Source organism: Pseudidiomarina halophila, from assembly GCF_003987215.1.
Taxonomy (GTDB): Bacteria; Pseudomonadota; Gammaproteobacteria; order Enterobacterales; family Alteromonadaceae; genus Pseudidiomarina; species Pseudidiomarina halophila.
The window spans coordinates 39,539-60,744 of sequence record NZ_PIPW01000001.1; the positions used below are offsets into that span (position 1 = coordinate 39,539).

17 protein-coding genes and 1 riboswitch are annotated in these 21,206 nt (G+C 51.2%); of the genes, 10 read left to right on the top strand and 7 right to left on the bottom strand.

Annotated features, from left to right (window positions below; translation table 11 throughout):
• Positions 1-16 precede the first annotated feature (16 nt).
• The 6 genes from CWI69_RS00190 to CWI69_RS00215 form a co-directional block, all read right to left on the bottom strand.
• Complete coding sequence (locus CWI69_RS00190) at positions 17-463, bottom strand: Csu type fimbrial protein (RefSeq protein ID WP_126760830.1); 447 nt, start codon at positions 461-463, stop codon at positions 17-19.
• The gene (locus CWI69_RS00195) at positions 454-3,111 is read right to left on the bottom strand and encodes a fimbria/pilus outer membrane usher protein (protein ID WP_126760832.1); all 2,658 of its coding nucleotides are present in this window, start codon (positions 3,109-3,111) and stop codon (positions 454-456) included. Before CWI69_RS00195 ends, CWI69_RS00190 begins: the two co-directional genes overlap by 10 nt.
• A 4-nt stretch (positions 3,112-3,115) precedes the next feature.
• A complete protein-coding gene (locus tag CWI69_RS00200; protein WP_126760834.1) occupies positions 3,116-3,880 on the bottom strand; it encodes a fimbrial biogenesis chaperone in 765 nt (254 codons plus the stop codon).
• 9 nt (positions 3,881-3,889) lie between these two features.
• Positions 3,890-4,348 carry a Csu type fimbrial protein gene (locus CWI69_RS00205; RefSeq protein ID WP_157984223.1) on the bottom strand — a complete coding sequence of 153 codons (459 nt, stop codon included), beginning with the start codon at positions 4,346-4,348 and terminating at the stop codon, positions 3,890-3,892.
• A gap of 147 nt (positions 4,349-4,495) precedes the next feature.
• Positions 4,496-4,590: riboswitch (cyclic di-GMP riboswitch) on the bottom strand.
• Between the two features lie 169 nt (positions 4,591-4,759).
• The gene (cysQ, locus tag CWI69_RS00210) at positions 4,760-5,536 is read right to left on the bottom strand and encodes a 3'(2'),5'-bisphosphate nucleotidase CysQ (RefSeq protein WP_126760837.1); all 777 of its coding nucleotides are present in this window, start codon (positions 5,534-5,536) and stop codon (positions 4,760-4,762) included.
• Between the two features lie 76 nt (positions 5,537-5,612).
• Positions 5,613-5,888: a TFIIB-type zinc ribbon-containing protein gene (locus tag CWI69_RS00215; protein WP_126760839.1), complete on the bottom strand. Its 276-nt coding sequence runs from the start codon at positions 5,886-5,888 to the stop codon at positions 5,613-5,615.
• 214 nt (positions 5,889-6,102) lie between these two features.
• Here CWI69_RS00215 and galE point away from each other — a divergent pair, with 214 nt between their 5' ends.
• Positions 6,103-7,119 carry a UDP-glucose 4-epimerase GalE gene (gene galE / locus CWI69_RS00220; protein ID WP_126760841.1) on the top strand — a complete coding sequence of 339 codons (1,017 nt, stop codon included), beginning with the start codon at positions 6,103-6,105 and terminating at the stop codon, positions 7,117-7,119.
• A 28-nt stretch (positions 7,120-7,147) separates the two neighbouring features.
• Complete coding sequence (locus tag CWI69_RS00225; RefSeq protein WP_126760843.1) at positions 7,148-7,537, top strand: cytochrome c oxidase assembly factor Coa1 family protein; 390 nt, start codon at positions 7,148-7,150, stop codon at positions 7,535-7,537.
• Between the two features lie 12 nt (positions 7,538-7,549).
• On the opposite strand, the gene CWI69_RS00230 is transcribed toward CWI69_RS00225, so the two are convergent.
• Positions 7,550-9,061 carry an MBL fold metallo-hydrolase RNA specificity domain-containing protein gene (locus CWI69_RS00230; RefSeq protein WP_126760845.1) on the bottom strand — a complete coding sequence of 504 codons (1,512 nt, stop codon included), beginning with the start codon at positions 9,059-9,061 and terminating at the stop codon, positions 7,550-7,552.
• A gap of 170 nt (positions 9,062-9,231) precedes the next feature.
• On the opposite strand from CWI69_RS00230, the gene CWI69_RS00235 reads away from it, so the two are divergent.
• The 8 genes from CWI69_RS00235 to CWI69_RS00270 all read left to right on the top strand — a co-directional run bounded on the left by CWI69_RS00235 (position 9,232) and on the right by CWI69_RS00270 (position 20,080).
• Positions 9,232-11,136, top strand: coding sequence for a polysaccharide biosynthesis protein (locus CWI69_RS00235; protein WP_198678856.1), 1,905 nt, complete (start codon positions 9,232-9,234; stop codon positions 11,134-11,136).
• A gap of 62 nt (positions 11,137-11,198) precedes the next feature.
• Positions 11,199-11,726 (top strand): transcription/translation regulatory transformer protein RfaH, encoded by a 528-nt coding sequence (rfaH, locus tag CWI69_RS00240; RefSeq protein ID WP_157984224.1) that lies wholly within the window; start codon positions 11,199-11,201, stop codon positions 11,724-11,726.
• Positions 11,727-11,998: 272 nt separating this feature from the next.
• Entirely contained in the window at positions 11,999-12,268 is a 270-nt protein-coding gene (locus tag CWI69_RS00245) for a hypothetical protein (protein ID WP_126760849.1), read from the top strand.
• A 27-nt stretch (positions 12,269-12,295) separates the two neighbouring features.
• The gene (locus tag CWI69_RS00250) at positions 12,296-13,720 is read left to right on the top strand and encodes a YjbF family lipoprotein (RefSeq protein ID WP_126760851.1); all 1,425 of its coding nucleotides are present in this window, start codon (positions 12,296-12,298) and stop codon (positions 13,718-13,720) included.
• Positions 13,717-16,023, top strand: coding sequence for a YjbH domain-containing protein (locus CWI69_RS00255; protein ID WP_126760853.1), 2,307 nt, complete (start codon positions 13,717-13,719; stop codon positions 16,021-16,023). The genes CWI69_RS00250 and CWI69_RS00255 overlap by 4 nt, the downstream gene beginning before the upstream one ends.
• A gap of 15 nt (positions 16,024-16,038) precedes the next feature.
• Positions 16,039-17,184, top strand: a complete 1,146-nt coding sequence (locus CWI69_RS00260) for a polysaccharide export protein (protein ID WP_126760855.1) — start codon at positions 16,039-16,041, stop codon at positions 17,182-17,184.
• A gap of 224 nt (positions 17,185-17,408) precedes the next feature.
• A complete protein-coding gene (locus tag CWI69_RS00265) occupies positions 17,409-17,864 on the top strand; it encodes a low molecular weight protein-tyrosine-phosphatase (RefSeq protein ID WP_126760857.1) in 456 nt (151 codons plus the stop codon).
• Positions 17,846-20,080: a polysaccharide biosynthesis tyrosine autokinase gene (locus CWI69_RS00270; RefSeq protein WP_126760858.1), complete on the top strand. Its 2,235-nt coding sequence runs from the start codon at positions 17,846-17,848 to the stop codon at positions 20,078-20,080. The genes CWI69_RS00265 and CWI69_RS00270 overlap by 19 nt, the downstream gene beginning before the upstream one ends.
• The last annotated feature ends 1,126 nt before the right edge of the window (positions 20,081-21,206 follow it).

Here is a 21,206-nt window from a genome sequence, read left to right on the forward strand (position 1 = left end):
GTAAGGGCATCCCCTTCTAAAACTGGACGGTGACGATGATGACGTCGGTGTAGGTGCCGACGGCGACATCCTGGCCGGCGGGCATGCGGCCGTAGATGTCATGTAGCTGGGTGGTGGCGGTGGCGCCGGATACGGTGGTGGTGACGCCGGAACCGTCGCCCCAGATGAAGGAGTAACTCGGGTCGCTGTAAAGGTTGTAGATGAGCGCATCTTCACCGTTTAGCATTTTGCGTTCGGTATAGACGCCGGCACCGGGACTCAGCGATAAGGTATAACTGGTTTGCGCGTCGCAGCTGACTTCTACTACTCCGGTGCTTTCCGAAGGAGCGCCGCTTAAACTGTCGTAGCTGCCAAAACTGACACCCTGCGCCGACACCAGGCAATTTGCCAAAGCATTGCTCGCACCAAGCATCAGGCTAAGTGCTACAACGCAGCGGGCGAATCGATGAGCTGTTATTCGCATGATATGTATCCTAAATCTTGTAAGCTATGTTCGCTCTCGGGCACCACAAGCTGAATCACACATTCCTGCTGTAACCCATCTTGCGCATAGCGAATCGTCACCAGATGTGCGGCCGCGACGCTAGTTAGATAAAGCAAACCGTCATAGCCAATATGCACTGGCTCCGGACGTTCATCAATGTAAGCCTCAGCTCCTACCGGAATGAAGGTACCCTCCGAGTCTGTGACGTTCATCATGACACTGTGCAAACTCGAAACCGCGAACTTGATGACCACGCCGCTGCGATAATAAGGCGCGATTTCCTGTTGAAGCGACTCGATGTTCGCACTTAACGGTAAGTCAGTGGCATCTAATCGGATGCGATTGCGCTGATAGGCGCGCAGTCGCGGGATAAAAGCGAAACCATCGGCGTCAGTGGTGGCGACATGTTGATTTTCCGCATAGACGCGAACATCAGCAAAATTGGGCAGGTGGACCAGGCCAAAACTATCGCGCACCGGTTGGCCAAAAGAAAAGTAGCCGCCGACAAAACTAAGTGATCCGCGAGCGGACGCGCGATAGGCGTCGATACGCTCATTACCGTAGTAACTTGCCTCATAGTTGCCCACCGCCGTGTTCAACTTAACATCGGCCTGGCTGCGCGATTCATCCAAGAAGCCTTGTCTTAACCGATAGCCAAAACCTGTCCCTACTGGCGCCTGGCGTAAAACTTGCGCGTAACCCGTGTCGCGTGAGTTGTAATGGGTCGCACCCGTGCTGAAGTTAGACTGTTCGCCAAAAGGAATATTCAAGGACACAGAGATCTGAAAATCTTCATCCTCTGTTAAAAACTGCAATGCATTAAAAGACAAGTGACCAAACGCGCCCAAATGTTTTGATAAACTGGCGTTAATAAAAGCAACATCCATATCGTTCTGACGCTGCTCTGTATAAGCTAAGCGCATGCTGCCAAAATCGAGTGAAGACCAACTCAAATACGACGTCAACTGAAACTCCGGGTAAGGAATAACCTGTTCGTTCGGACTGATACGGAAATCATTTAACGACTTTTGCGCCTCGATACCGAAATTAAAATTACGGCGTTGATGCTGCAGTCCTAATTGAATTAATTGACCCTGACCATCGGCATGATGATTTCCCGCTACGGAGAATGTCATTGAATTATTCCAGGGTAAAACCTGTATTCCGCCGACACCCAATAACTGATAATCCTCACCAGCGCGTGCTGAAAACTCTGCGGTAAATGCATTACTCACGCCATAACGATGATAAGCATTCGCCAGCCAACCGTCATAATCGGCGTCGGTTAAGCCGTAATTATTTCTTATCGATCCTAGTGCATAGGAATAATCGTGCAGACCCGCGCGCAATGCTCGCCGATCGGTAAAGTAATTTTGATAGGAGACTCGCTGTCGTCCTAATAAATCCGTAACTACCATTTGCACATCGCCATAGCCAGTAATAGTAGGCAGGTCGTCAATACTAAATGGCCCAGTTGGAATCGTGCGACGAAAACGAAGTGCGTCGTTGATATATAAATCGACGGTGGATGGTTCAGTTGCCAATCCGGTAAATGCGAGCGTCGGTACCTTTATTATTTCTGGTTGCGTGGTGAAGTTAGTTGCCCACTTTATTCCGGCCAGGCGAATATCGCGGTTCCATCCCGCTGATCCAGTTAACATGTCACCGATATATAAAGAAGTCATACGCTCTGGAAAATCCGTACGCCAGACAGTATTCAGTCGAATCGATTCAACGGATGAAGTGTCCTCATTATAGCGATGCACGGAAGTTTGGTTTAAATTTCCCCATCGATTGAAAGCGCCGAATTCCAGAAAACCCGCACCTGTGGTCTGCAGATTATTTTCTGTGGCTGTGAGGTCGTAATTCAAATAGAAGCCGGGACTTGAAGGTGCCAATTTAATCGGTGAGCGCTGATGTCCCCGTAATTTTATTTCGGCAAATTGGGTCGCTGGTATTTCGATTGCAAGCTGCATAAGCGCGCGATTGAGTTTGAACTCGACACCGAGATTTCGCAGGGAGTAATAATTTGTCGCGTAATGTTCAAGGAACGGCTGCTCAGGTAGCTTTACCCGCCACGCGCTAAGATCCTCGCCGGCGATGAGGATATCATCATTTTTAAATGCCAGCGCCAGTACTGTGCCGAAACCATTCTTCCGATTTAAGGTGACATCAACCCATAGTTCTTCAACTGCTTCGCTTGCGTCGTGAAAATCAATTACCAGCCGTGGTAAATAACCTTCCATTGCCTTTAAACCAAAAATATCGACAAGCATTGGCGAATTAAACTCCAGATGCAGGTCTGCAGTGGTTGCATTCACTACTTTATATTTAATTGATTTTATCGCCGGATGTCGCTTTGGAATAATGCGTGGTAGCCAATTCTGTACAACTTTTGCGTCCGGCAAAGCTAATCTTAGATGAATATCAGTTGCACTACTTTTTGCCATTACGCTGGCGCTTAGCTCACCTCGCCCTTCAAAAACCAGGCGCGTTTTGTGGGGCTCGCTGCCAAATCGAACACTTTCTATTAATTCCTGCTCTGGCTGTGCTAATACTGTGGGGCTGGTAAGAGCAAACAGCATGACAGAAGCTACCAGTGCGAGAATTGAATAGAGGGATGGCATGCGCTTAATGCGTAGGTAAGGTTTGAGAAACCGCGTCGCCGAGAATATCTGCTTTTACGACTAATTCGTTATGCTTTTTAACCTCCGACGATAGCTTCCATTCATAGTAGCTGTTGGGAAGTATGTATATATTTCCTGTCGGTGCGGAGTTTGTCAGCGCCGGCGGATTTAAAGATAGCTGGTTAATTTTCGCATGCGCGGTACCGGAATTCTCAACCACTAAAAATGAGGAGTCGTCCCGATGCTCAACCCGCCAGTTTAATTTGTTTTGCGCTGCCTTTTCGGGCGCAATAAATACCGGAATAGATATTCTGAGTGTCATGGCAATGCCGACATTATCTTTCGGTGGCAGTTCTTCAATCATTAGTCGATAAGACTTTTCAATTTCTGAATCTGGCTTAATGCGCAAGCCAACCCGAACGATTTGCGTTTGATTTGCCGGAATAACAGCAATAGGGGGCGCGGCAATAAGATCTTTAGTTGCGGTCAGTTGCGTCTTTTGGCCTTCGTGCTGCCAGTTGTAGAGGCGCAATTGAATCGACTTAGGGCGATCACTGGCGTTCTTTACGGTGATCGATGCGACAGGATTCTGGGCTGACAAGGTGACGCGCACCGGGGAAACACCCAAGGTATCTGCCTGGCTGGGAAAGCTGACAAATAACCCCATGATGAGTATGAGTAATGACGTGCGGAAAAGACTGTAAAAAGGCAGGCTAGTTTTACTAGCCTGCGTTACACGGCCTTTTGTTACTTCTAAAAGGCTTTGCATGATTTCACCTTAGTAGGTAACTGTTACGGTGACAGTGTCAGCATAAGCGGCGGATACTTTTGCAGCCGGCTGTGGCTCGATGTTACCGTGAACAGTGAAAGAGGTTGGTGTTGAAAGACCAGCTCCTGTTACCGTCTGTCCTACAGTCGTTCCATCCCAGACAGTGGCATGACCTGCGTCAGTGAATAAACCATAGGCTAAAGTTTCAGCGCCGTCGATCATAGTCCACGTATTTGCAGAAGCTAGCGTTACTACACCTGATGATCCTGACGTACAGGCGACATCAAGTGTAGCTGTACCGCTTGTGCCAACAGATGGGTCAAATGCGCCAAAGGCTAATGGGTTAGTGGTGATCTGACAGCTTGCGGCGACTTCAGCTGATACTTCAAAGGTAGAAGTTTCAGTAGCTGCGTGGGCCGTGGTGATCATCGCTGATGCGAATAAAGACGTTAAGATTAGCTTTTTCATATGTGTTCTCCACAACATTTGTGAGCGTAAGATTACGCAGAAGAACAACCTTGAGAGGAGGACAAAACAACAAGTGGTCGGATGCCACTATGTCGCTCCAAAAAGCCACAGCAGAACAAGAGATGAAGATATCTCGTAGAAACATTGTGTGGTGGTTCCTCGATCATGGGTGGTCATTGCTGACAACCTTTAGACAGGTAACTTTGCGCCATCACCTTTCGATGATTTTGCCTTTATCAACTCAACGTTGCAAAACCAAGCGCCTAATTGTATAGACAGCTTGTGGAACCATCTTTTCACGTTTATCCGGTGAACGCAATAGCAGGGGCTGCCCTTACAATGTAAAGATTTAGGAGGGGCAGCCCCTGCTTCTGAAAGTGTCTTTACAATGTAAGGGCAGCCCCTTCTGGGCTATTTGGCGATAAGGTGCGGATTCAAAAGGGATTCTTTGGTGCTGTAGGATAATGGCTTATGTTCGAGTGTGTTCACTTCTCCACCAGCGGCGAGCACGATTGCATGCGCGGCTGCGGTATCCCATTCTGAGGTGGGGCCAAGACGCGGGTAGAGGTCGGCTGCGCTTTCGGCGATCAGGCATAACTTTAACGAACTACCCATCGGTACCATTTCATATGGCTGTTTCAGCTTATCGAGGTATGCTTGCATATCGGGTGACTGATGTGAGCGTGAGCCGACTACCTTGAGCTTTTCCGGATCTGGATTCTGGCGTGCCCAAATGGGAGTCGAATTTTTAAATGCGCCAAGTTGCTGGGCTGCACTGTACATGGTGTCTATGGCGGGCGCGTAAACGACACCAGCAACTGGTTGATGTTGGTGAATGAGGGCAATATTGACAGTGAATTCGCCGTTACGCTTGATGAACTCTTTGGTACCGTCGAGCGGATCGATGAGCCAGTAGGTCTGCCAATTTTGTCGCTCTTTCCAGCTGATCGCCGCAGATTCTTCGGAGAGTTGCGGTAAGTTTGCGAGAGTGTCGTTTGATATATTTGTGAGCTGCGTGTGAATTATTTCGTGTGCAGCTAAATCAGCTAGCGTGAGCGGGCTTTCGTCGCCTTTCGCTTGCACCGCGATGCGTGTGGCGAAGTCATTTGCTTCATAATACTTCATGATCGCGGCGCCGGCCTGGCGCGCGACCGCTTCAACTTCTTTCAACACTTGCTCGCTGATCATAGTGCAGTCCCTGTTTATGAGATAAGTTCATCGAATCAGCGGCAAATGTTAGGCTTTTTGGGCCAAGACGGCCACACTAAAAGTCGAAAAGCTCACCCAGCAGACTTTTCTTTTTGCGTTTTTTGTAGTCATAACTATCGCTTGGATTTTGATAGTGAGGCTGTTGCGTATGTCGTGGTTCAGGCGCTGGAGCGGGTCGTGCTTGCGGAGCTTCAGGCTGCGTACGTTCGATGATTTTATCGAGCTCGCCACGATCGAGCCAAACGCCCCGGCATTTAGGACAATAGTCGATTTCCACACCTTGTCGTTCGGTCATCATTAAATTCTCATCAGCACATACTGGACATTTCATAGATTCCACCTGGTTGTATTGGTTTATTTGTATTTAAGATACAGGAATTGCCGCGAAAGTTCCTTTACTATAACAAACCTCAAGGAGGGGCTGCCCTTACAATGTAAAGACGTTTTCAGGAAGGGGGGCTGCCCCTGCTGCTGATACCTGTGCATTTCCCGCACGGAAAAAGCTATACTCGCGGCATCAGTAGGGATCCAGACAAGGTCAAAGAATGATTTTAGTAACGGGTGGCGCAGGCTACATCGGCTCGCACACGGTGGTGGAATTGCTGCAAAGCGGTCATGAACTATTGGTGATCGATAATCTCTGTAACGGTTCAGCGGAAAGCTTACGCCGCGTGGCGGAAATCACTGGCAAGGAAGTCGCCTTTCAAGAGGGTGATATACGGGATGCTGACTTTTTACGTGAGATATTTCGCAATAACGCTATTGATACTGTCTTACATTTTGCTGGGCTAAGAGTTATCGGCGAAAGTATTCGAGTTCCACTGCGTTATTATGAAAATAACGTGGTTGGCACGCTTACCTTATGCCAGGTTATGGCGGAATTCGATGTAAAAAAGATTGTTTTTTCATCCTCAGCTGCAGTCTATGGTGATCCCGCGTCGGTACCCATCCGAGAGGATGCTCAGGTTGGTGGCACAACCAATCCTTATGGCACCTCGAAGTATATGGTGGAACGTATGCTGGAGGATATCTGCCTATCAGACCCTAAGTGGTCGGCGATGGTGTTGCGCTATTTTAACCCGGTTGGGGCGCATTCATCAGGAAAAATTGGTGAGGATCCAAACGACATTCCGAATAATCTTTTGCCCTACATTGCGCAAGTAGCTATCGGAAAATTGCCAAAACTGAGCGTATTTGGCAGTGATTACGACACCGTTGATGGCACTGGTGTGCGTGACTACATCCATGTCGTTGACTTGGCTCGCGGGCATCTTGCGGCGTTAGATTGTTTAGCAAATACTCAGGGGGCGGGCTTTGAAGCAATTAATTTAGGCACGGGTAATGGTTATTCGGTATTAGAGATGGTGCGAGCTTTTGAGGCTGCATCGGGGCGCGATGTTCCGTTTCAAATCGTCGATCGCCGACCTGGTGATATTGCCAAGTGCTATGCTGATCCCCGCACGGCCATGGAGCGTTTGTCTTGGCGCGCTGAACATAATCTTGAAGATATGATGCGTGATACCTGGAAGTGGCAGTCGCAGAATCCATGGGGATACCGCTGATTTCGAGCTTCTAAAAAGGACTGATAAGTTGAAACGTGATCTTAAGTGGTTGATTTTTGGTTTGAGTATCGCGGCCTTCTTGGCGGCGGTTTTTGCTTTGCTTATTTATTTTTTGATGAACCTTGTCAAAGGTGAAGCTTATGAACTTTCGCTTGCGGCTGTTTCAGAGCATGCTGCGGTGCAGACCTTGATAGGTGAGCCAATTGAGCCGGGATTGTTGGTGCTTGGCAACGTGAATATCAGAGGCCCTGGCGGCAATGCTGAGCTGCAGTACGACGTTGCGGGTCCTAAGGGAGAAGCTACGGTTTATGCGTACGCCATCCGTGATGCCGGTGAGTGGCAGCTGACGCGTGTGATTGTTGACGTGGACGGCGCGCGCGAGCGGCTGGATGTTGTGGCGCCGAACGACTCGCTTTAGAAGGTTCGGAGGTTAGGGAGAGGGGGCTGCCCCTTCTGCGAGCAGGGCGGCGAGGGTGCGGCGGGCGTCGTCGTCGCCGTGGATGAGGCGGATTTCGCCGACGGGCGGTGAGGCGCTGCGGACGAAGTCGATAAGCTCGGCTTGGTCGGCATGAGCGGAGTAGCCGCCAAGGGTGTGGATGCCCGCGCGGATGATGATTCGCTCGCCGTCGAGGTCGACGTAGCCACCGCCAGGGCCATAATGTTGAATTGCGCGTCCCGGGGTACCAGCCGCCTGATAGCCGACAAAGATGACGTCGGTGCGCGGGTCAGGAAGTAGGGCTTTTAAGTAATTCACCATCCGTCCGCCCGCACACATGCCGCTGGCGGCGATTACGATGCAAGGTTCTCCGGAAGATTTCAGAAAGTTCACAATATGCTCATGGTCAGCGTGGCTCTCGACTGTATGCAAGCGCGAGAAATCAAGGGGGTTGCGGCCTTTGGCCTGCAATGCCAAAGCTTCCTGATCCCATAAATTGGTCAACTGCTGATAAAGCGCGGTGAATTCGGCGGCCATCGGCGAATCGAGTATGACGGTTATCTTCGGCCAAATTCCTTCATTACTGGCAATAATGCCCTCGATCTCATACAACAGCTCCTGAGTACGGCCGATGCTAAAAGCCGGAATGAGTACTGCGCCGCCGTCTGAAACACAACGCTCGATAACGGCGCGTAACCGTGACGAGCGGTCGACGCGTGACTCGTGCAGGCGGTTGCCGTAGGTGCTCTCCAGAAACAATAAGTCGGCGCGCTCAAGTGGTTGTGGATCGGGTAATAACGGGGTATTGCGACAGCCGAGGTCACCGGAAAAGACGACGCGGTAACCCTCTGGTAAATCGAATAATGCTTCACAAGTAAGGGGGTCTGGTGTGGCGGTTGAAAGCGAGCTGGCACTAAAGTTTTTTACCCACTCGAACTCGACATAAGCGGACCCAAGAATATGTCCAGCCTGACGAAACCGGAGCCGAACTGCGCTCGCAGCATCCGCCGACCCCGCAGCTCCCGCAGCATCCGCCGACCCCGCAGCTCCCGCCGCATCCGCCGACCCCACAGCACCCGCCGCCAGCCAACACCAGTCATCATAGTCCACAGGCACCAGCATGCGGCGTAAGCGATTAAGCACCGCAGCTATCAAGGCGGGGTCCCGGGTGAGGCCAATTTTGAGTGCATCGTCGATCACCAGCGGCAGTAAATGCGCGGTCGCTGTGGTGCAGTAAATTGGACCAGTAAATCCTGCCATAAGCAGATAGGGCACACGGCCAACGTGGTCAATATGGGTGTGAGTAATCACTAACGCTTGCACCGCGTCGAGCGGAAATTCGATTTCTGGTGAGGACGGGCCTGCTCCACCGCCGGATGTCTCAGCGCCCTGAAATAGTCCACAATCGATAAGCACTGAGCAGGACTCACCGAGGAAAAGTTCGTGACAGGAGCCGGTCACGCCAGCGAATGCGCCATGATGTTTAACCTTAGGTGGCGTGGTCATGCTCTATTATCCTTAAATAAAAAAACATCGAAGAAACAAAAACATAACTCCATGTATGAATATCTGCAAGTAAAAAGTCTGCAAAGGTTGTCGCTAAAAGTAACTCCCGCTATAATCTTCGCCTATAAGGAATGCCCGAAAGCCATTCATTTACTGGGATGTAAATACGCGTGAAATTACTTACCTCTTTGTTACAACTGCCGCGGGCGGCAAAGCGCGCGATCAGCGTGATCATCGATATTTTCGCGATCCTGATATCACTTTCTTTAGCCTTAGTGTTGAGTCGAGATGCGATAAGCATCGATTCTGCGCTGAGTTGGTTGGGTCTAATCACCTGGCTGCTCATTGGCTCAATCGCCGTTTTCGTCAAGCTCGGCCTTTATCGAGCTGTGGTGCGCTATGTTTCCGTGCGCGCGTTTGGCGTTGTGCTTACTGGGGCAGTGTTTTCCACGCTGTTCTTGTGGGCATTGCTGATCGCATTTAACGTAGATTTGCCGGCTACGGGCATTGTTAACTATGGTCTGACTGCGCTGTTGATTATCGGCGGCAGTCGCTTCGCCATGCGCGAGCTGTACCATCGTATGGTTAGTCGGAAGAAGATCCCGGTGATGATTTACGGTGCCGGTTCGGCCGGGCGTCAGTTGGCACAAGCTCTGAACAATGGTGAAGAATATGCGCCTGCGGTACTGGTCGACGACGACAAAACCTTGCAACGCACCTTGTTACTTGGCATACCGGTCATTGATTCGTCAGGGGTGCCGGACGCTATTGAACGCTATGGTATCCAGCGTATTTTGCTCGCGTTACCTAGTGCGCCACGATCGGTACGTAAGCAAATTCTTGAATCTTTAGAATCATTTAACGTGAAAGTTCAGACGGTGCCCGGGATGGCTGACATGGTCAATGGCGACATGTCGATTGACCAGTTACAGGATGTGCGGATTGAAGATTTGCTGGGTCGTGATGCTGTCGAGCCAGATCCGGCGCTGATGCAGCAGCATATTCGCGATAAAGTGGTGCTGGTGACAGGTGCGGGTGGTTCAATTGGTTCTGAGCTGTGTCGACAGATCGTCTTGCAGAAACCTAAAGCGCTGATTCTGTATGAGATTTCCGAATTTGGCTTGTACAACATCGAGCGTGAGCTGCAGGAGATTATGCAACGGCATAAGCTCAAAGGTATAACGATTTATCCGATTATTGGTACGGTGCAGCGGCGTAATCGTATTGCCGCGGTGATGAAATCGTTCCATGTACAGACGGTTTACCATGCCGCTGCGTATAAACATGTGCCTTTAGTTGAGTTCAACATGGTTGAGGGTGTGCGCAATAACGTATTCGGCACCTGGCATACGGCTGAGGCGGCGATTGCGGCGAACGTCGAGCTTTTCGTATTGATTTCAACCGATAAAGCTGTACGCCCGACCAATGTGATGGGCACCACGAAGCGTCTGGCTGAGCTGGTGTTGCAAGGTCTTGCCGAACGAAATGGCAGCGCGACGCGTTTTTGCATGGTGCGATTTGGCAATGTGCTGGGCTCATCAGGTTCCGTCGTGCCGTTGTTTAAAAAGCAAATTGAGCAGGGCGGGCCGGTGACGGTAACGCATCCTGATATCACCCGTTATTTCATGACCATCCCCGAGGCGGCGCAGTTGGTGATTCAGGCCGGGACTATGGGGGGCTCTGGTGCGGTATTCGTGTTGGATATGGGCGAGCCGGTGAAAATTACCGATATGGCGCGTAAAATGATTCATTTAAGTGGTCTTGAAGTGCGTTCAGAGCAGAATCCGACGGGAGATATCGATATTGTATACAGTGGCTTACGTCCTGGCGAAAAGTTATACGAAGAGTTGCTTATTGGCGACGATGTGGTGGAGTGTGATCACCCACGTATTTGTCGTGCGCAGGAATTGACGCTGGCTTGGCCTGAGGTGGAAGTTCTGCTGGAACGGCTGAATGATGCCTGCCAGAACTTCCGCATTGATGAGTTACGTGAGATTTTACTGGATTCACCTACTGGGTATAAGCCGAGTGACGAAGATATCAATGATCTGATTTGGACAAATATAAAGCAGTAATTTATTCGGCGGGTAGGATGCTCATTGGTGAGCATGTAATGACGGCGGACTCAGGAAAGCGAATGTCAGAATGTGTGTCAGAGAATAGGCTTGAAACCTGGTACGTGGTGCAGACGAAGCCGAGGCAGGAGCTGCGCGCTAATGCGAACCTTGAAAATCAAGGGATTGAGGCTGCTTTACCCATGATCACGCTCGAGCGGATCCGGCGTGGAAAACGGGTGCCGGTGCGTGAACCTCTCTTCCCAGGTTATATTTTCGTAAAGTTCAGCAATTACTCACAAAACTTTCATAAGATTCGCAATACCTTCGGCGTTACGAAGCTGCTACAGTTCGGCGACTCACCTGCCAGAATCTCAGGTGATCTTGTCAATGAATTGTTAGCGCTCGATGGCGAATCTGCGGAAGTTAAAGAATTACAACGACATGCTGTACCGCAGGTCGGGGATAAGGTGCAAATCCTCGATGGCCCGTTTGCGGGGTTGATTGCTGAGATTGTTAAGCTTGATGGAGCATCTCGTTGCGTCGTCCTGCTCGACTTCTTACATAAGCAGGTTCGTGCAGAATTTGACCTAACGAGCGTCGAACGTTAATAAAAGGTTGCTGCACTCCACCGGGAAGTGGGATACTAGCGCACGGAAAATAAAGAATCCCGTAATCGGGAGCGCATTTAGGAGCGGTAACCCTAGGGGCGGTAGCGTGTCTCGATTAAAATTTGACCCGCCGGGCGGTAACAGGCTAAAGTTACAGCAACGGAAAAAATAACAGTATCGTTTGAAGTTGGCAGAGCAAAAGCAAGTTCGAGCGAGGCATTTGAGTTCAACCCGCAGTAGAACTGCGGGCTACAGTAAACAAGGAGTTTATAATGAAAGCATTTACAACTATCGCAGCGGCAGCTGCATTGGCATTCAGCGCATCAGCTGTAGCTAATCCAGAGCCGAAGCCAGAACCAAAGCCAGCTCCAAAGCCAGTTATGCAGGAAGCTGACGCTTCCAGCCAGATTGTTAGCTTGGGTGGCGTAGAAATGACTATGGCACAAGCCGTAGCCGCAGCAGCAGCTGTTGGCATGATGATTGTAGTCGTAGCTAGCGATGACGATGGTTCACCAACCACAGTAACAGCCGTAAACAACTAAGTTAGTCTTAGATTGGACGTCACACGGATGCGTGGTGTCGTTATAGCCGCAGCTCTACTCGGTTTGTCCGGGGGGCTGTCTGGCTGTTCGTTACTGAATTCGCAAGAATCTACTGAAAATACTGCAGCGACCCAATCGCTGCAGTTTTTATTTGCGGATGCCCCAGCCGCGCCAGACCTGGCGACGCTACAGCAATTCCCTTATCCGGTTACCTACGTGCAGTTTGAGGATGCGCCGCGCACTATTTTGGTGCTCGCAGCCACAGGCAATCACGGGCAGTACTGGTTCTCGGCGGGCGACGAAGCTCTGACGCTATGGCAAGGTCGTGTTATCCGCTCCAGTGCGCTGGAACGGGAAAACCGTGTGCATACGGATCAGCTTCACAAGGATCCGCTGGCCTGTTATTTAGAGCAGCCGACAGAGCAGCCGACAGAGCAGCCGCAACAGCAAAGCCAACAACAGCAAAGCCAACAACAGCAGCCGCAGCAGCAAAACTGCCGCAGCAACTGGCAGCGCAATATCCAGATTCAGCGTCCCACCGCGCGGTATACCCCGCACGATCCGCAATTTGAAATCGTCACCTTGCAGGTGCAGTCAGAGTTTCAGCGCAATGGTCGCGATCTGACGGAGCAGGGTACAGCGACAGAATATGTCGCAGGCAAGGCGGTGAAGACCCATGATTTCAGCAATAGTTACCGTTTGAGTATCGACAACCAGTACGTGATCAGCAGCAAGCAGTGGCTGAGCCCACAGCATGGTTACGTCGAGCTGGAGATGGTCAATCTCGCACGGCCAATTGCACCGCGTGGCGATGCTCAAGTGACCCGCTTCCAGGTGCCAATCACCTCAGAAGCGCAACCAAGATTGCGCTATTTCGTGGAAGCCAATCAGCAGCACTTTTATCCGGACAGTTACTGGCCAGGTCTGCGCATTCACAGCGACGAACTCGATGAGCGCTTTGTTGGGCGTCATACCGGCATGCTAAAACGCCTGCGCATGCTGGCGGAAATCTATCAGCACGACGGCGACACCGAATTAGAACAAGCTGCGCGACAACTTATACAACAATTCCAGCAATGGCCAATGCGGGCGAGTTATGTTCATGGCCTCGATCCGGCAAAGATGCGCACCGCCTTAGAGCACAATCCGGTGCTGAACGCGCGTGATGCTGAAGATGCCTACGAAATCGTGCTGGCACCAGCCAGCAGCACACAAGTTGGCGTTAGCAATCTGATAAAAACCGAGCGTTGGCTGATTCAGCCAAACGGCAATATCCGTCAGCTTGAGCCGCGCGAGAAATTAAACGACGGTCAGCCGGGCATCGTGCTGACCAGTATCGCCGAAAGTGATTTACCGTCAGGCTTCCGTGATATCAACGCGCAACTCGCCATGTTCCTGCAGCACTGGGATTACAGCCAAGGCGCACAAACAAGCGGGGCAGGCAATAAATGAAAGCTCCAGCCCTGATGCAAAGCCAACTCCCAGCGAAACATGCGACAAAATATGTCGCAGCAGCCATTGTTGCTGCCCTGGCTCTGAGCTACGACGCAACGCAATCGGCCGCGCAGGCGCAGGAATACGAGCCCGACCCATACACCACCAGTGATTTCGGCGGCGTCGGCCTGTTACAAACGCCGACCGCGCGGATGAACAGCGAAGGCCATATCACCATTGGCTACAGCGATACCGATGATTACCGGCGCACCTCGATCACGTTGCAAGTGTTCGACTGGATGCAAGCCACCGCGCGCTACACCGATTTACGCTATTCGTTTTACTCCCGCGACCCGGAGTTCAGCGGCGATCAGACCCTGAAAGATAAAGGCCTGGATCTTAAATTCCGCTTATACGAAGAGTCTAAATGGCTACCGGAAGTCGCTGTAGGTTTTCAGGATCTTGGTGGCACCGGGTTATTCGCAGGCGAATATTTTGTCGCCAGTAAAGGTTACGAGACCGAGAAGCTCGGCGTTTTTGATTTCCATCTAGGCCTGGGCTTTGGCTACTTAGGTCGGCGCGATAACGCCTACAACCCGTTCTGCGAAATCGTCGACGAGTTCTGCGTGCGTCCCCGTGGTTTCACTCAGGGTGGCGGCGATGTGGAATGGAATAAGATGTTTAGAGGCCCGGCGGCAGTATTTGGCGGGCTGGAATGGCGCACACCGCTCGAAGGATTACGACTAAAAGCCGAATACGATCCGAACGACTACCAAAGCGAACGCTTGCCGGTTCCGATTGACCCGGAAAACCCGCGTGAAATCGTGGTCGACAGCCCCTGGAACGTCGGCGCGGAATACGCCTGGAATAACTTTATCAACCTGAAGCTTGGCTATCAGCGCGGCAACACCATGACCTTTGGTTTCAGCCTGCGCTACAACCTGGCGACGGCGTATCAGATCAAGCTCGAGCCGGAAATGCGCGAGGCCAAATACAGCACCACCAGTAATTTCAGCGCGCTGGATATCCAGCGTCTGAGTCAGGACTTGCTGAATGAAACAGGTTATCGGGTGAGTGCAATTGCCACCGATGAAGAGCAAGAGCGGGTAACCCTGTACGCCGAGCAAATGCGTTACCGCGACCGTGAATTAGCCGTCAGCAAAGCCGCCCGGATTCTCAGCAATGAAATGCCCGAAGATGTAACGCGTTACGAAATCGCCGAACTGAAAGATGGCCTTGGCATCGTGCAGTACAACATCAACGCCCCCTATTACAAGACCGCCGCCCGCGGCGAGCGCTTTTTCCGCGACGAACACGACGCCATCAGCATTGGTTATGTCCGCCCGGTGGATCTTGTAGCCCGTAGTTCTACTACGGGTCAAACCACCCGCACGGGCAATGCCAGCAACAACACCGGCACCACCAGCAACGTCGACAACGGCACCAGTACAACCATCACCGAACCGGCAGATTTCACCCGTAGCAGAACCACCGGTTACAGCTTCACACCCAAGCTCAGCCAGGCGTTCGGTGGCGCAGAAGATTTCTACATTTACCAGCTGGCACTGATGGCCGACGGCTACTACGCCTTCAGCCCGAACCTGAAGCTCAGCGGCGAAATCGGCCTGAACATCATCAACAACTACGATGAATTCAACTTCCTGGTCGACGATCTGGAAAACTCGCTACCACGTGTGCGCACCCGCATCCGTGAATACGCCGATAACCAGAACCTGTGGCTGCAAAACGCCCAACTGGTGTACACCGACCAGGCCAGCAGCAACACCTATTACGCCCTTTACGGCGGCTACCTCGAGCGCATGTTCGGTGGCGTAGGCGCTGAAGTACTGTACCGTCCGCTGAACAGCCGCATAGCTTTCGGCCTCGATCTCAACTACGTGCAACAACGCGACCCGGATAACAGCTTCAGCTTCGAAGATTACGACGTGCTGACCGGCCACGCCAGTATGTACTGGCAGCCAGAATTGCTACCAAACAGCCTGATTAAAGTACAAGCCGGGCGCTTCCTCGCCGGCGACGAAGGCGTGCAGTTCGACGTCTCGCATCAGTTTGACTCAGGCGTCAGCGCCGGAGCTTATGCCGCGTTCACTAACGTCTCCCGCGAGGAGTACGGCGAAGGCGGCTTTACCAAAGGCTTTTACATCAGTATCCCATTCGATCTGTTCTTTGTACGTCATACGATGTCCCGCGGTACCGTCGGCTGGAACCCAATCACCCGCGACGGTGGACAAATGTTGAACAGAAGCATTAACCTCTATCAGACCACCGAAGCACGTGGCTTCAGACCTGGGCAGAACTAAACAGGAACAACAACCATGAAAACGAAACTGACCGCAGTATCATTTATCGCCTTGCTGCTGAGCGGTTGCTCACTGGCTCCGGGCGGCCATATACCTGACAGTAGTAGTGGTGGCCTGTTCAGCGACGACACGCGCAATGCATACGAGCAAGAATTCAGTGAAACCGAGCTGATGAAGCTGGTAGATGTGTACCAGATATCACCGATGTTATTGGCCGAGATGCAGACCCAGCCGTCGAAACCGCAACTGAACGATGCGCTGGAACAAGCGCGCAACAACTACGACTATACCGTAGGCCGTGGCGATATTTTGAACATCACTGTTTGGAATCATCCAGAGCTGACCATTCCTGCAGGTTCAATGCGTAGCGCACAAGAAGCAGGTAACTGGGTGCATAACGACGGCACCATTTTCTATCCGTACATTGGTGAGATTGAGGTGGCAGGTAAAAAAGTCACCGAGATCCGCGATTTAATCACCAAACGTCTGGCGAAATACATTGAAAGCCCGCAGGTTGACGTGACCGTGGCCGCTTTCCGTAGCCAGCGCGTGTACGTAACTGGCGCGGTGAACCAGCCGGGCACAGTGCCGGTCACTAACGTGCCGATGACCTTAATTGAAGCAGTGAACGCTGCCGGTGGCTTAAGCGAAGCCGCCAACTGGAATCGCGTGACCCTGACTCGCGACGATCGCACGCTAAGCTTTAATTTGCGCGAGCTGTATCAGTCGGGCAACACCGACCAGAACATCATGCTGCAGACCAACGATGTGGTGCATGTCGCGCGTAACGATGACAACAAGATTTTCGTGCTGGGTGAAGTTCGTGCGCCGAAGTCGTACATGATTGGCCAGTCGGGCACCACACTCGCCGAAGCTTTAGCTGACGCCGGTGGCTGGCAGGAAATCAGTGCCGATGCCGCAGGTATCTTCGTGATTCGTCAGCCAGAGCCGGATTCAGGCAAAATCGCCAAGGTGTATCAGCTGAACGCCGAAAACGCAGTGGCATTGGTTATGGCCGAGCAGTTCGAGCTGCAACAACGTGATATCGTGTATGTGACCGCCGCACCAATCAGCCGCTGGAACCGCGTCATCAATCAGTTACTGCCGTCAGTCACAGGCCTCTACAGCCTTGGCCGCTTCAGCGACGATATTTCGAATTAAGAACAACGGCGTTATTGGATCTGTGGTAGCCCGTAGTTCTACTACGGGTCCAACCACCCACCGCCTCGGTGTATGCTAAAACAACCATCGCGACACGTTAGCCTGGTAGCCCGTAGTTCTACTACGGGTCCAACCACCCGTTACCTCGGTGTATGTTAAAACAACCATCGCGACACGTTAGAATTTGACCCATAGTAGAACTACGGGCTACAAATTAGGAAACCATGTTTAACCGTATTCTAATCGTCTGCCTCGGCAACATCTGCCGCAGCCCGACCGCCAAATTCCTGCTGCAGCAGGCGCTGCCAGATAAACAAATCGACAGCGCTGGCATCACCGCCATGATCGAGAAAGATGGCGAACGCCAGGGCAAAGGCTGGGACATGGACGCCAAAGCGCGCGATATCGCCGCTAAAAACGGCCATCAGTTCGACGTACACGAAGCGAAACAACTGACCCGCGAGCTTATCAGTAATTACGATCTCATTCTGGTCATGGAAAACGAGCAGCGCAGTCACATTGCCAAGCGCTACCCCGAAGCCCACGCCAAAACCATGCTGCTGGGTCACTGGCTCGACGGCAAAGAAATTCCCGACCCGTATCGCCGTAGCGACGAGGTCTACCAACACGTATTTGAACTCATTGAGAAGAGCTGTAACGAATGGAAAACAAAGCTGTGAACACGACTAAGCCCGAACCAGTAGTTGCAGAACGCCGCGACGACGACGAGATCGATCTCGGTCGTCTGTTTGGCATGCTGATTGACCGCCGCTGGCTAATCATCGGCGTGACTTTCGTGTTTATGGTATTCGGCGTCCTGTATGCCGTGCTAAGCACACCCGTGTATCAGGCTGACGCATTACTGCAAGTGGAAGAAAAATCCAGCGGACTGCCAGCCTTAGGCGGTGAGTTCGGCGAGATGTTCACCAGCGAAAGCCAGGCCGCCACCGAAATCGAGATCATGAAATCGCGCATGGTGGTAGGTGCCGTGGTCGATCAACTTGATCTGACCACCCGCGTCACCCCGGATTACATGCCGATTATCGGCGACTGGCTGGCACGTCGCACGCCAGGCGAAGACGAACTCAGCATTACCCGCTTCAGTGTACCGCGTGGCTACGAGGGGCAGCCCCTCTATCTGGAATTTGCTGACAACGGCCTTAGCTATGATGTGCGTGACGACGATGGCGAGCTATTGATTGCCGGTAAAGTGGGGCAGTTGGCAGTACTCGACGGCTTCGAGCTGATGATTAATGATGCAGTGCTGACCGACACTGATAGCTTTGTTCTGATCAAACGCAATCGGCTGCGCACAGTTAAAGACGTACAAGCGGGTCTTAGCGTCAGCGAGCGCGGTAAACAAACCGGTATTCTGAGCGCAAGCTTTCAAAGCACCGATAAAGAGTATGCCGAAAACGTACTCAAGGCCGTAACAAACGAGTACATGCTGCAGAACATCCGTCGTAATGCAGCCGAGGCAGAAAACAGTCTGCAGTTTATCGAGCAGGAAATGCCCACCGTCCGCGCCAACCTGACCGCCGCAGAGAATAGATTAAACGCCTACCGCCTGCAGAGTCAGTCGGTGGATCTGTCGATTGAAACCGCCTCCTTGCTGGAGCGCGTGGTCGAGATCGAAAAGCGCCTGAACGAACTTGCGCTGAAAGAGAAAGAGTTGTCGCGTTTATACACCCGCGAGCACCCGACTTATCAAGCGTTACTTGAACAGAAAGCGCAACTTGTACGCGAGCAGGAGCAAATCAGTGAGCAGGTCGGCGATCTGCCAGAAACCCAACAAGAAGTGCTGCGTTTAGCGCGTGACGTGGAAGTCTCCCAGGAGATCTACGTACAGTTACTGAATCGCATGCAGGAGCTCAACGTACTGAAAGCCGGCACGGTCGGCAACGTACGTATTCTTGACGAAGCGGTAACGAACCCGTCGCCGGTGGCACCGAAGAAGAGCCTGATTGTGGTCTTAGCGACCATGCTTGGTGGTATGGTAAGTGTGGGCTACGTGTTCTTAATGGCAGCGCTTAATCGTGGCGTGGAATCGGCGGAGCAGCTAGAAGAGATTGGAGTGAACGTGTATGCGTCGATTCCACTGTCGCCGGTACAAAAAGACTTGAACTTTAGGCTGGGTAAACTTTCAGCTAAAGAATCTTTGAAACGCGATTTACCGTTTTTGGCGCTTGAAGATCCAGCTGACTTAGCGATTGAGGCCTTGCGAGGCCTGCGTACCAGTTTGCACTTTGCGATGTTAGAAGCGCAGAACAAGACCATTATGATTTCAGGCCCGGCGCCTGGCGTCGGTAAGAGCTTTGTTACCGCAAACCTGGCCGCGGTATTGGCGCAAGCCGGCCAAAAAGTGCTGGTGATTGACGGTGATATACGTCGCGGCTATCTGCACCTGCAGTTTGGTATCGAAAACAACTATGGTCTGTCGGATTTTCTTGCCAGCGTGCAGAAAACTCAGGATGGCGGCGAAGTTGATAAGAACAATCTGGCGACCATTATCCATAAAACCAAGATTCCGAACCTGCACGTGGTATCACGGGGTACAGCCGCGCCGAACCCGTCAGAACTGTTGATGCATCCGCGCATGGAAAAAATGCTGGATAAAGTAAACGAGTACTACGATTACGTGCTTATTGATACGCCCCCAATCCTGGCGGTCACAGACGCCGCTATCGTTGGTCGCTACTCAGGTACGACCCTGCTTGTCGCACGTTTCGGCGAAACGCCAGCTAAAGAAGTGGCCGCCACAGTGAAACGCTTTGATCAAAACGGCGTCACCGTTCGTGGTGTCATCCTGAACGGCGTCGAGCGCCGTGCCAGCGGCTACTACGGCTATGGCTACGGTTATCACTACGGCTACAGTTACAAGTCGGATAACGCGTGATTTGTAAATCGGCTTTTCGGTAGCCCGTACTTCTAGTGCGCGTCCAGCGCGCTGCGACCACCATGTGTAGATAAGCAACCAAACTTTCAAACAGCGCCAACTAAAACTTCCTACAAGGTGTTGTTGGACGTTTTATTAAAACCGCATTCCAGGTCTTTTCGATCTAACCTCCCAATTCTTATTGCTATCGACCGGCGTAATGCACACTGAACTCATTTAAAAATTTTAAAATAATTCAGCCGTTATTGGCATTGTCGGCCCTGGCTCTCTGGCCTAGCCATTATTACTTCGTAATAGCGAAAGCCGTTAAAAAATATTGGGTTTGACATCCACTAAGAAAACAACGATAAGCTAATTATAGGGCGGTCCGAATCGCGTATTTCTCTGATGAAAGGCGTTGTCGGAACGGAAACAAAGGGCATTGAGGCCACTTCTTATTTCCAAAATGGTAAAGAGTGTAATGCGTTTATCAAACTCAGAACAGTGGCGAAATTGATAAGTACAGCTTAGCAACCATCATCCACAAGACCAAGATTCCAAACCTATAGTTGGTGTCAAGCGGTACCAAACGGTCGAGTTTATCTACAACTGTTTTTGAATCTGCACATGATAGAAATACTGACCAAAATAAACGAATAGAACGATTATCTCTTATTGAGACGCCACCGATTCTGGCAGTTACCGATACCGCTATCGTCAGCGGTGATGCAGGTACGACACTCGCTTCATACAGGTTTGCTTAATTCAATCGTCAGATTGAAGCAGTACATATTAACCCATCACCTATTATAAATTAACTCATTTATATGACCATTTTAAATATAGGCGGAATAAAATTCGGTTTACCAACGCGATCCATGAATTGAGAATATAGGATTTTAAAAGAATAGTATTACTTACTAGTAATGAATTAAGCTCTTAGGCTTTAATGATTTTCCGAAATTAAAACACTCACGCTCAGATAGAGTGCATCAATTGTTATAAAAATTGATAAGGATGAGGGGCTAAAGTTAAACAAATGATAACAGTTGTTTGTCACGCAAAATTAATCGTATGGATTTGAGTCTTAAGGAATACTGAATTTGTTGAAATCGATGTCTGTAACTGTGGTTGGAAGAGCGTTTTC

Excerpts from the sequence above, each read along its gene's own strand:
- CWI69_RS00190 (WP_126760830.1), bottom strand. The coding sequence starts at position 463 with ATGCGAATAACAGCTCATCGATTCGCCCGCTGCGTTGTAGCACTTAGC.
- CWI69_RS00195 (WP_126760832.1), bottom strand. The coding sequence starts at position 3,111 with ATGCCATCCCTCTATTCAATTCTCGCACTGGTAGCTTCTGTCATGCTG.
- CWI69_RS00200 (WP_126760834.1), bottom strand. The coding sequence starts at position 3,880 with ATGCAAAGCCTTTTAGAAGTAACAAAAGGCCGTGTAACGCAGGCTAGT.
- CWI69_RS00205 (WP_157984223.1), bottom strand. The coding sequence starts at position 4,348 with ATGAAAAAGCTAATCTTAACGTCTTTATTCGCATCAGCGATGATCACC.
- cysQ (WP_126760837.1), bottom strand. The coding sequence starts at position 5,536 with ATGATCAGCGAGCAAGTGTTGAAAGAAGTTGAAGCGGTCGCGCGCCAG.
- CWI69_RS00215 (WP_126760839.1), bottom strand. The coding sequence starts at position 5,888 with ATGAAATGTCCAGTATGTGCTGATGAGAATTTAATGATGACCGAACGA.
- galE (WP_126760841.1), top strand. The coding sequence starts at position 6,103 with ATGATTTTAGTAACGGGTGGCGCAGGCTACATCGGCTCGCACACGGTG.
- CWI69_RS00230 (WP_126760845.1), bottom strand. The coding sequence starts at position 9,061 with ATGACCACGCCACCTAAGGTTAAACATCATGGCGCATTCGCTGGCGTG.
- rfaH (WP_157984224.1), top strand. The coding sequence starts at position 11,199 with ATGTCAGAATGTGTGTCAGAGAATAGGCTTGAAACCTGGTACGTGGTG.
- CWI69_RS00245 (WP_126760849.1), top strand. The coding sequence starts at position 11,999 with ATGAAAGCATTTACAACTATCGCAGCGGCAGCTGCATTGGCATTCAGC.
- CWI69_RS00250 (WP_126760851.1), top strand. The coding sequence starts at position 12,296 with ATGCGTGGTGTCGTTATAGCCGCAGCTCTACTCGGTTTGTCCGGGGGG.
- CWI69_RS00255 (WP_126760853.1), top strand. The coding sequence starts at position 13,717 with ATGAAAGCTCCAGCCCTGATGCAAAGCCAACTCCCAGCGAAACATGCG.
- CWI69_RS00260 (WP_126760855.1), top strand. The coding sequence starts at position 16,039 with ATGAAAACGAAACTGACCGCAGTATCATTTATCGCCTTGCTGCTGAGC.
- CWI69_RS00265 (WP_126760857.1), top strand. The coding sequence starts at position 17,409 with ATGTTTAACCGTATTCTAATCGTCTGCCTCGGCAACATCTGCCGCAGC.
- CWI69_RS00270 (WP_126760858.1), top strand. The coding sequence starts at position 17,846 with ATGGAAAACAAAGCTGTGAACACGACTAAGCCCGAACCAGTAGTTGCA.